Origin of the sequence: Nioella sp. (assembly GCF_964229645.1) — a bacterium.
Lineage (GTDB): Bacteria > Pseudomonadota > Alphaproteobacteria > Rhodobacterales > Rhodobacteraceae > Nioella.
Genome location: NZ_CAXREX010000075.1, coordinates 1 through 9,723 on the forward strand (window position 1 = coordinate 1; position 9,723 = coordinate 9,723).

Below are 9,723 nucleotides of genomic sequence, written 5' to 3' on the forward strand. Positions count from 1 at the left end.
CTCGTCAACAACCGTGCCAACGATCGGCCCTAGCGGAAAGCCGAAATCATTGCGCCCGACCGAGGGCGCATAAAGGCGCGACACGCGCCCATCGAGATAGAGCGCGTTCGGCGTCTGCAACCGATCGCGGAACAGCCGGCCAAAGTGGTCGAAATTCACCGGCTGGTTGGAGATCGCGAAGAGGGCGCGCGTGCCGCTGGCATCCACTCCTACCCCGTTGCGTATATTGAGCGAGCTGCTGTCCGGCAGGAACCTTGGATGCAGCGCGCCGTCGATCACCAGCATCGGCCCCGATTGCGTGGCATGGCGGCAATCCGGCGGGTTCGCCGCGTAGGCGCGGCTTTCGATCACCGCCGCCCGCCCTTCAAGAATGCAGAAGACCCCATTTGGCAGCAGTCCGAAATTGCCGGGCCCGTCCGAGGTGACGACCCGCATTTCCTGCACGCCATCCTCGATATAGAGCCCCACGGGGCGCAGGTCCGGGTGAAACATCCCCGCATTCACCGCGAAACCCAGTGTGCGCCCCGGCGGCAGGCTCTGCTCGACCCGGGTGAAGGACCCCATGACGCTGCCCGCCTCGTCGCGCAGGAACAGCCGCAACTCCTCCTGCGCAAGGTCCACCTCGCAGATCGTGAAACTGGCCCCATCGAAGCGTTCCACGCGGCACTCGGTGGCCCGGGCAGCCCCGGCCGCTGCCACCAGGAGCACCGCGAGAAGCGCTTTAATCATCGCCCCCGCCGTCGAGGTCCTGGCGCACCTTGTCCTGTTGGAACAGGGCCCGCGTCTCGTCCATCTTGTCGAAGGTTTCGTCGATGACGAAGCGCAGGTCGGGCGCGTATTTCAGGTTCATCTGCTTGGTGATCTGGCGGCGCAGCTCTCCCTTGTTGCGCGCCAGCGCCTTGATCGCTTCCTCGCGCCGCCCGCCGCCCAACGGCAGCACGTAAACGGTGGCGATCTTCAGGTCGGGCGAGATTCGCACCTCGCTGACCGTGATCGACATGCCGTTCAGGTCCGGATCGTGCACGTCACCCTGCATCAGCACGTCCGACAGGGTGCGCCGGATCAGTTCGCCCACGCGCAATTGCCGCTGCGAGGGGCCGGGGCCATCGTGAAACTTGTTCTTTGCCATGGGTCCTATCCTTTGCATCCCACTTATGGGATCACCCCGCCCCCCGCAAGCAACCGCTTTCGCAGGCGGCAAGGGTGCGCTAGGGAAGGGGCGGATTTCAGCCGGAGGGTTTGGCCATGCAGGGCAGTGTTGCAATCGCGGTGATGGGGGCGTCGGGCCGAATGGGCCAGATGCTGATCAAGCTTGTGAACGACAGCGACGCCGCGCATCTCGTGGCGGTGACAGAACGCGCGGGCCACCCCTGGGCCGGGCGCGACCTGGGTGAATGCATGGGTGGCGCGGCAACGGGCGTCATGGTGCATACCGACCCGATCGACGCCATCGTGAACGCCCAGGCGGTGATCGACTTCACCTCGCCCGAGGCGACCGTCGCCCATTCCCGCATCACCGCCCAGGCCCGTTGCGTCCACGTGATCGGCACCACGGGGATGGATGACAGCCACCTCGAACAACTCACCCACGCCGCACGCCACGCCACGATCATCCGCGCAGGCAACATGAGCCTTGGCGTGAACCTGCTCGTGCAGATCACCCGGCAGGTCGCGGCCGCCCTCGACGCCGATTTCGATATCGAGGTGATCGAAGCCCACCACCACCACAAGGTCGACGCGCCCTCCGGCACCGCCCTGATGCTGGGCCAGGCAGCCGCCGATGGCCGGGGCATCGACCTCGAGGTCGCCAGGGACTCGGGCCGCGACGGCATCACCGGCGCGCGCCAGCGCGGCCATATCGGCTTCTCCGCCATCCGCGGCGGCGACATCGTGGGCGAACATGACGTGCTCTTCGCAGGTCAGGGCGAACGCATCGTGCTACGCCACGTCGCCACCGACCGCGCCATCTTCGGGCGCGGCGCGCTCAAGGCAGCCCTCTGGGGGCAGGGCAAGGGCCCGGGTGCGTTCGACATGCTCGACGTGCTCGGCATGCGCTGAAGCACCCGACGCCCCCTTCTTCTTTGCCAAAATACCCCCGCCGGATGCCTCCGCGACCGCAACAGGCCCCGCGCTTCCCGTGGCAAGACCCCCTGACCAGACTCCCATGGTAATACGCCCCGACGACGGCCCCACAGGGGCCCGAGGAGGGGCGTTCCCCGGTCGACGCCGGCAGGCGGCGACCCTACGCTTAGCCGGGGATCGTCATCGGCGTAATGACCTGGACGTCCGACATGGCGGGCACCGCGCCCACAGCGATCAGCCCGTGGAAGCGGGCCAGCGTCAGGAAGACGTTGCGCATGTCCTGCCGAAGGTCATGGTTCAGCACCAGGCTCACCCGCCCTTCGGCCAGCAGTCGCCGGTTCTCCGCATCAAGGTCATGGGCAATGAATACCCGTGGACGGACTCCGCGCTCCTCCACCACGCGCAGGATCGTCTCGTTCCCACCGCCCATGGAATAAATGCCAGCCAGGTCCGTGACCCCATCCAGCACCGCGTCCACGCGCTCGGCCGTGCCGCGTCCCACCCCGCCGCCACCGCTCGCGTCCAGCACCTCCAGGCCCGGCGCATCACGCCCAATCACCTCTGCGAAGCCCAGCGCGCGCTCGTCCTCGCCGAAGAAACTCTCCTGGCTGCGCGTGGTCAGAACCCTGCCCGCCTGCCCCGGCAGCATCCGCGCCATGAGGTAGCCCGCCGCCCGTCCCGCGCCGCGATTGTCGAGCCCCAGGTAAGCCAGACGCGCCGTGCCGGGCAGGTCGGTCACCAGCGTCACCACCGGTATGCCCGCCGCCACCAGCCGGTCGACGGCCGCCCGCACCCCCGGCAGGTCGCGCGCCTTCAGGCAGACCCCGTGGCTTCCCCGCCGCGCGATCCGGTCGAGCGTAGCCAGCAGTTCCGCCTCTTCCATAACCTCCTGGAACAGGAAGCGGGGCCGGATCACGGCCACCCCGATCCCGGGCAAGACCGCCTCGCTCGCGCGCTTCACCTCGGCGCTGAACCGGCGCGGCGCCTCGACGACGACGTCGATGAAAAGGCGCCGACCCCGCGCCGCCAGCTGCGCCTCCTGCCCTTCCAGTTCGGCAATGGCCGCCAGCACGCGCGCCCGCGTCTGCGGGCTGACATTGGCGCGCGCATGCAGAACCCGGTCCACCGTTGCGGGCCCCACGCCCGCCTGCCGGGCGATCTCCTTGACGGGAAAGCGATGTGTCATTGATGGATTATTGATGTGAATTGGCGCCCCGCGCAAGCCTGCCCGGCCCTAACCTGACCTCGAAACGCTCAAGGGAGGACGCGCATCATGACCAAGGAATTCCGTGGCGATCCCGCCTGGTTCCGCCCCGAAGATTGCAGGCTCGCAGATCTCGAAACCCTGATCGGACGCAGCCTGGATCCCGCAACCGTGCCCCATGCCGCCGATGTGGTCAGGAACATCCCGATCTACGACATGTCCGGGCTGCGCACGGCCCTCAACGACGCCGCGAAGCGCCAGGCGCTCATGGCCGAATGGGCCCATGTGCTGCGCCGCTCCGCCGGGGTCATCGTGCTCAAGCGGGCCTATGCCGACACCAGCCCGCTGGACGAGGCGACCGATGTCTATGCCCGCATCATCGCGGCAGAGAAGGAAACCGTGCAGGCTGCCGATCATTTCGCCGCCGCAGGCAAGAACGACCGGGTCTGGAACTCGCTGCAAAAGCTTTGCGAGGCCGCGCCCGGGGTCTTCCTGCGCTATTTCGCCAATCCGGTTCTGGATGCGGCCTGCGAGGCCTGGCTCGGCCCCAACTACCAGATGACCGCCCAGGTCAACCTGGTGCATCCCGGCGGCGGCGCGCAGCAGGCGCATCGCGATTACCATCTGGGCTTCCAGACCGCCGAGATCAGCGCCACCTACCCCGCCCATGTGCACGACCTCTCGCCGGTCATGACGCTTCAGGGGGCCGTGGCCCATTGCGACATGCCGGTTGAAAGCGGGCCTACCAAGCTCCTGCCCTTCTCGCAGCTCTACCGTGCGGGCTATGCCGCCTGGCGTCTGCCGGAGTTTCGCGCGCTTTTCGAAGACCGCTACGTGCAGCTGCCGCTGGACAAGGGCGATGCGGTCTTTTTCAACCCCGCGCTCTTCCACGCGGCAGGTGCGAACCACAGCACCGATATCGAGCGCTTCGTGAACCTGCTTCAGGTCTCCTCGGCCTTCGGGCGCGCGATGGAAACGGTGAACCGGCGCACCATGTGCGCCACGCTCTACCCCCATGTGCAGGCAGCGCGCGCAGAAGGCAGCCTTCCCGACGACGCGCTGAAGGCGCTCGTCGCCGCAACGGCGGAAGGCTATTCCTTCCCAACCAATCTCGACCGCGACCCGCCCGTGGGCGGGCTGGCCCCCGAAACCCAGGCGGCGCTCTTTCACCGGGCCCTGTCGGAAAACCTGGCGCCAGGGTCATTCGTGGCAGAACTTGACGCACTTGCCGCCCGGCAATCGGCCTGAGGGTCCTCCCACCCTCCGGGTCCGGGTCCGGGGGGCCGCCTTGCGCAACAGGCTGCGGCCCTTCGGGCCACCTCGGCCCACCCCATATCCATGGCAATACGCCCCGACGAAGGCTCCAAAGGGGCCTGAGGAGGGGCGTTCCCGGTTCGCCGCGCCCTGCGCGGCGAACCCCGTTCAGAAATCGACCGCGATCCCCTTCTTTTCCCAGTCGCCGTAGCGCACCGGTTCCGGCCCGTCACGCCCACCCAGTTCAACGGGCAGGTCCAGCTCTTTCGCCGCCTTGCGCCGGGCCTCTGCTTCGGCCAGCGCGCGCTTGGCCGCGTCGGGCAGGTCGTTCTCGTGCTGATCATCGCTCATGGGTCAGGCTCCTTGTGCGGGTCCGGGCTTTGATATACCCCGCCGTGGTCCCGGAACAAGAGGAACGCCCATGGCCTCCGACGGCAAAGACATCGGCCTCGCCGCCCGCCGCGCCGCGCTCGACCTGCTGCGCGCGGTCCTGATGGACCGGCGGATGCTGGCGCATCTGCCCGCCCCGCAGGGGCTCGCGCCCGAGGATGCGGCCCGCGCGCAGCGCCTCGTGCTGACGGTCCTGCGCCACCTTGGCCGCCTCGATGCCCTGCTGCGCCCGCACCTGGCACGCCGACCGACGCTCGCCGTGCAAAATCTCCTGCGTCTTGGCACCGCCGAACTGCTCGTCGATGGGTCCGAACCCCATGGCGTCGTCGCCTCCTGTGTCGAGATCGCCAAGCGCAGCCCCCGCACTTCCCGCGCATCGGGCATGGTCAACGCGATCCTGCGCAAGGTCGACGCCGAGGATCGCGGCCCCTGGGCCGCCCTGCCGCCCCAGCCCCTTCCGGTCTGGCTGCGCAAGCCGCTTCACAAGGCATACGGGGTCGACGCCGTGGCCGCGATCGAGGCCGCCCATGAACGCCCCGCCCCGCTCGACCTGACCCCGAAACCGGGTGTCACCGTCGAAGGGGGTGACCGCCTGCCCACCGGGTCCTTCCGTTTCCAGCAGGCGCAGGTCACCGCCATCCCCGGATACGAGGCCGGAGAGTGGTGGGTGCAGGACGCCGCCGCCGCCCTGCCGGCCCGGCTACTGGGTGATATTGCCGGCGCCCGCGTGCTCGACCTCTGCGCGGCACCCGGCGGCAAGACCATGCAACTGGCCGCCGCCGGGGCGGATGTGACCGCGCTCGACCTGTCAGAGCCCCGCCTTGCACGGGTGGCCCAGAACCTCGACCGCACCGGGCTCCGGGCAACGCTGGTTGCCGCGGATGTACTCGATTACACCGCCGAGCCTTTCGACGCGATCCTGCTCGACGCCCCCTGCTCGGCCACCGGCACCATCCGCCGCCATCCCGACCTGCCCTTCGTCAAGTCCGCCGCCGAGGTCGAATCGCTGACCCGGCTGCAAATGCGCATGATCGACCACGCGCTCGGCCTGCTGAAACCCGGCGGGCAGCTCGTCTACTGCACGTGCAGCCTGCTGCCCAACGAGGGCGAGAACCAGGTCAAGGCCGCGCTCAAGCGCCACGCGGACCTTTCCATTCTGCCCATCGACCCAACCGCTTACGGGGGTGAACCGCATTGGGCCAGCCCCGAGGGCGGCCTGCGCCTGCGCCCCGATTTCTGGGCCGACAGGGGCGGCATCGACGGCTTCTACATGGCCCTTTTGAAACGCGGCTGATCCCTGCTATCCTGCGGGCCAAAAGACCAAGAGCAGTTCTTTATGTCAGAAGCCCTTTCCCCAGCCCCGCTCTCGCTGCGAGAGCGCCCCGGGCGGCTCGTCCGGTTCGCCAACCGGTGGGCCTCGTGGCGGGCAGGCTTCGCACCCACCCCAAAAGGCTTCACCTCGCAACCCGAACCGCGCCTGATCGGCTCGGATGCGCGCGGGCGGCAACTGATGGCGGGCAACCTGCTGTTCGCAGGCGTGCTGGTGCAGATGCCCAAGGACGTGCCCTGGGCAATCGACCCGCCCACGGATGCCTTCGAGGACGAGTTGCACGGCTTCGAGTGGCTCGACCATCTCGCCGCCGTGTCCGACGGCTCGGCCCGCCCGATGGCGCAGGACTGGCTGGCAGGCTGGCTGTCCCGCTACGGCTCCGGCAAGGGGCCGGGCTGGGTGCCCGATCTCGTGGGACGCCGCCAGATCCGCTGGATCAGCCACGCGCTTTTCCTGATGAGCGGGCAGGACCCCTCTGAAACGCGCGCCTTCTATGCCGCGCTCGGGCGGCAGGCCGATTTCCTGGCCCGCCGCTGGCGCAGCACCTCGCACGGGCTGCCAAGGTTCGAGGCGCTGACGGGTCTCATCTATTCCGCCTGCTCGCTGATCGGCGTGGCCCATCACCTCAAGCCTGCACTGAAGGCGCTCGCGCAGGAATGCGCGCGGGAAATCGACGCCTCGGGTGGCATCGTCACCCGCAACCCCGAGGAACTGCTGCACGTCTTCACTCTGCTGACCTGGACCGCCGCCGTTCTGGCGGAATCGGGCAAGAGCCCGGACCCGGCGGTCAATACCGCGATCATGCGCATGGCCCCCACCCTGCGCAGCCTGCGCCATGCCGATGGCGGGCTGGCGCGTTTTCATGGCGGCGGGCGTGGCCAGGCGGGGCGGCTCGATCATGCGCTGGCGCAATCGGGCGTGCGGCCCGCCACGGTCACCGGGCTTGCCATGGGCTATGCACGCCTGTCGGGCGGGCGCGTCTCGGTCGTTGTCGATTCGGCCCCGCCGATGATCGGACCGCAGGCCTATAACGCCCATGCCTCTACGCTGGCCTTCGAGCTGACCTCCGGGCGCTATCCGGTGGTGGTCAACTGCGGTTCCGGCGCGGGCTTCGGGGCCGACTGGCGCCGCGCAGGCCGGGCCACCCCCTCGCATTCGACCCTGTCGATCGAGGGGTATTCCTCGGCCCGGCTCGGGCCCCGCTCCGCCTATCACGGCGTGGTCAAACAGGCGCTTCTGGAAGGCCCCGAAACCATCGAGGTGCAGGAAAGCGACAGCGGCGCCGCGCGCGCCATCGCCTTTTCCCATGACGGCTACCGCCGCACGCACGGGCTGATCCACCTGCGCAGTCTCAGCCTGGAAAACGATGGCCGGCTCCTGCGCGGCGAAGACGGGCTCGCGGCGATCACCGCCGAGGACCGCGACACGCTCGACCGGGTGATGGCCCGCCTGCCCATCGAGGGCATTCCCTACTCGGTCCGTTTCCACCTGCACCCCGATGTCGAAGCGGAAATCGACATGGGCGGCGCGGCGGTGTCGATCACCCTGCGCAGCGGCGAGGTCTGGGTTTTCCGCCACGGGGGCGAGGCGACCCTGGCGCTCGACAAGAGCGTCTACCTCGAATCCGGCCGGCTCAAGCCACGCGCGACAAAACAGATCGTTCTATCTTGCCGCGTTACCGATTATGGCAGCGCCGTAAGCTGGAGCTTCGCCAAACCCACCGATGCGCCGCGCGCGCCCAAAGGCCCCGCGCAGGATGTGCTCCGGCTCGAATGAAACAGGAGACACCATGACCGACCTCGTGCCGCTCAAACGCGCCCTTCTTTCCGTTTCCGACAAGACCGGGCTCATTGAGCTTGCCCAGTCCCTCGCCGCGCGCGGGGTGGAACTGCTCTCGACCGGCGGCAGCGCCAGGGCAATGCGCGACGCGGGGCTGGAGGTCAGGGACGTGGCCGAGGTCACCGGCTTCCCCGAGATGATGGATGGCCGCGTCAAGACCCTTCATCCCAAGGTGCATGGCGGGCTTCTGGCCCTGCGCGACAACGAGGCCCATGTCGCGGCCATGGAGGACCACGGGATCGAGGGCATCGACCTTCTGGTGGTGAACCTCGACCCGTTCGAGGCCACCGTGGCCAAGGGCGCCGACTACGACACCTGCATCGAGAACATCGACATCGGTGGCCCCGCGATGATCCGCGCCGCGGCGAAAAACCATGCCTTCGTGAACGTCGTCACCGACCCCGAGGATTACGCCGCCCTGCTGGCGCAGCTCGATGAAAACAACGGCGCGACCTCCTACGCTTTCCGCCAGCAACTGGCGCTGACCGCCTATGCCCGCACCGCCGCCTATGATGCCGCCGTTTCCAACTGGATGGCCGGGGCGCTCGGGCAAGAGACCCCCCGCCGCCGCGCCTTCGCGGGCACGCTCAAGCAGACCCTGCGCTATGGCGAGAACAGCCATCAGAAGGCGGCCTTCTACATCGACGGCTCGGGCCGCGAAGGTGTGGCCACCGCCCAACAGCACCAGGGCAAGGACCTGAGCGACAACAACATCAACGACACCGACGCAGCGTTTGAGCTGGTGGCGGAGTTCGGCACCGACACGCCGGCCTGCGCCATCATCAAACACGCCAATCCTTGTGGCGTGGCCGTGGGCGCCACGCTCCTCGACGCCTACAAGGCGGCCTTCGACTGCGACCGCACCTCGGCCTTCGGCGGCATCGTGGCGCTGAACCAGCCGCTCGACGCGGCCACCGCCGAGGAAATCACCGGCATCTTCACCGAGGTCGTCATCGCCCCCGGCGCGTCCGACGACGCGAAGGCGATCTTCGCCGCCAAGAAGAACCTGCGCCTGCTGACCACCGGCGGCCTGCCCGATGTCCGCGCCGGTGGCCTCGCCTATCGCCAGGTGGCGGGCGGCCTTCTGGTGCAGGACAAGGACAACGGCTTCGTGGGGATGGACGACCTCAAGGTCGTGACGAAAAAGGCCCCGTCCGAGGACCAGATGCGCGACCTGCTCTTCGCCTGGAAAGTGGCCAAGCATGTCAAATCGAACGCCATCGTCTACGTGCGCGATGGCGCCACCGTGGGCGTCGGCGCCGGCCAGATGAGCCGCGTCGACTCGGCCCTTATCGCCGCGAAAAAGGCCGAACGCATGGCCGAGGCCCTGGGCCTGCCGCAGCCGCTCACCATCGGCTCCGCCGTGGCCTCCGACGCCTTCTTCCCCTTCCCCGACGGGCTGATGGAAGCCGCCGCAGCGGGCGCCACCTGCGTGATTCAGCCCGGCGGCTCCATGCGTGACGACGAGGTGATCGCCGCGGCCGACGAGGCGGGCCTTGCCATGGTCTTCACCGGGATGCGTCACTTCCGCCACTGACAGGGGTTGAATTCGCCCCCCACCCCCCTTCATTGTTCCACAAATATCCCGGGGGGTCCGGGGGGCTGGGCCCCCGGCGGGGGGGGG

The 9,723-nt window shown here is 68.4% G+C and carries 9 protein-coding genes; 5 read left to right on the forward strand and 4 right to left on the reverse strand.

Annotated elements, in window-relative coordinates; genetic code table 11:
* On the reverse strand, window positions 1–729 hold a 729-nt coding region (locus ACEQXV_RS04980; protein ID WP_370268164.1), incomplete at its 3' end, for a phosphodiester glycosidase family protein.
* Window positions 722–1,129 (reverse strand): 30S ribosome-binding factor RbfA, encoded by a 408-nt coding sequence (rbfA, locus tag ACEQXV_RS04985; RefSeq protein ID WP_370253357.1) that lies wholly within the window; start codon window positions 1,127–1,129, stop codon window positions 722–724. The genes ACEQXV_RS04980 and rbfA, both read right to left, overlap by 8 nt.
* 116 nt (window positions 1,130–1,245) lie before the next feature.
* Between rbfA and dapB the strand changes: the two genes are divergently transcribed.
* On the forward strand, window positions 1,246–2,058 hold the full coding sequence (gene dapB / locus ACEQXV_RS04990) for a 4-hydroxy-tetrahydrodipicolinate reductase (protein WP_370253356.1): 813 nt from the start codon (window positions 1,246–1,248) through the stop codon (window positions 2,056–2,058).
* A 190-nt stretch (window positions 2,059–2,248) separates the two neighbouring features.
* Here the strand turns inward: dapB and ACEQXV_RS04995 are convergent, their stop codons facing one another.
* The gene (locus ACEQXV_RS04995) at window positions 2,249–3,268 is read right to left on the reverse strand and encodes a LacI family DNA-binding transcriptional regulator (RefSeq protein ID WP_370253354.1); all 1,020 of its coding nucleotides are present in this window, start codon (window positions 3,266–3,268) and stop codon (window positions 2,249–2,251) included.
* A gap of 87 nt (window positions 3,269–3,355) precedes the next feature.
* On the opposite strand from ACEQXV_RS04995, the gene ACEQXV_RS05000 reads away from it, so the two are divergent.
* A complete protein-coding gene (locus ACEQXV_RS05000) occupies window positions 3,356–4,534 on the forward strand; it encodes a phytanoyl-CoA dioxygenase family protein (protein ID WP_370268165.1) in 1,179 nt (392 codons plus the stop codon).
* A 174-nt stretch (window positions 4,535–4,708) separates the two neighbouring features.
* Here ACEQXV_RS05000 and ACEQXV_RS05005 read toward each other — a convergent pair whose 3' ends face one another.
* Entirely contained in the window at window positions 4,709–4,891 is a 183-nt protein-coding gene (locus ACEQXV_RS05005) for a DUF1674 domain-containing protein (RefSeq protein ID WP_370253352.1), read from the reverse strand.
* 70 nt (window positions 4,892–4,961) lie between these two features.
* Here ACEQXV_RS05005 and ACEQXV_RS05010 point away from each other — a divergent pair, with 70 nt between their 5' ends.
* The 3 genes from ACEQXV_RS05010 to purH are packed head-to-tail and all read left to right on the forward strand — an operon-like array spanning window position 4,962 to window position 9,636.
* The gene (locus ACEQXV_RS05010; protein WP_370268167.1) at window positions 4,962–6,224 is read left to right on the forward strand and encodes an RsmB/NOP family class I SAM-dependent RNA methyltransferase; all 1,263 of its coding nucleotides are present in this window, start codon (window positions 4,962–4,964) and stop codon (window positions 6,222–6,224) included.
* A 42-nt stretch (window positions 6,225–6,266) separates the two neighbouring features.
* Window positions 6,267–8,036, forward strand: a complete 1,770-nt coding sequence (locus ACEQXV_RS05015; protein WP_370268168.1) for a heparinase II/III family protein — start codon at window positions 6,267–6,269, stop codon at window positions 8,034–8,036.
* A gap of 13 nt (window positions 8,037–8,049) precedes the next feature.
* Window positions 8,050–9,636: a bifunctional phosphoribosylaminoimidazolecarboxamide formyltransferase/IMP cyclohydrolase gene (gene purH, locus ACEQXV_RS05020; RefSeq protein WP_370268169.1), complete on the forward strand. Its 1,587-nt coding sequence runs from the start codon at window positions 8,050–8,052 to the stop codon at window positions 9,634–9,636.
* Window positions 9,637–9,723 lie beyond the last annotated feature (87 nt).

Coding starts and splice junctions, on each gene's coding strand:
- rbfA (WP_370253357.1), bottom strand. CDS start 1,129: ATGGCAAAGAACAAGTTTCACGATGGCCCCGGCCCCTCGCAGCGGCAA.
- dapB (WP_370253356.1), top strand. CDS start 1,246: ATGCAGGGCAGTGTTGCAATCGCGGTGATGGGGGCGTCGGGCCGAATG.
- ACEQXV_RS04995 (WP_370253354.1), bottom strand. CDS start 3,268: ATGACACATCGCTTTCCCGTCAAGGAGATCGCCCGGCAGGCGGGCGTG.
- ACEQXV_RS05000 (WP_370268165.1), top strand. CDS start 3,356: ATGACCAAGGAATTCCGTGGCGATCCCGCCTGGTTCCGCCCCGAAGAT.
- ACEQXV_RS05005 (WP_370253352.1), bottom strand. CDS start 4,891: ATGAGCGATGATCAGCACGAGAACGACCTGCCCGACGCGGCCAAGCGC.
- ACEQXV_RS05010 (WP_370268167.1), top strand. CDS start 4,962: ATGGCCTCCGACGGCAAAGACATCGGCCTCGCCGCCCGCCGCGCCGCG.
- ACEQXV_RS05015 (WP_370268168.1), top strand. CDS start 6,267: ATGTCAGAAGCCCTTTCCCCAGCCCCGCTCTCGCTGCGAGAGCGCCCC.
- purH (WP_370268169.1), top strand. CDS start 8,050: ATGACCGACCTCGTGCCGCTCAAACGCGCCCTTCTTTCCGTTTCCGAC.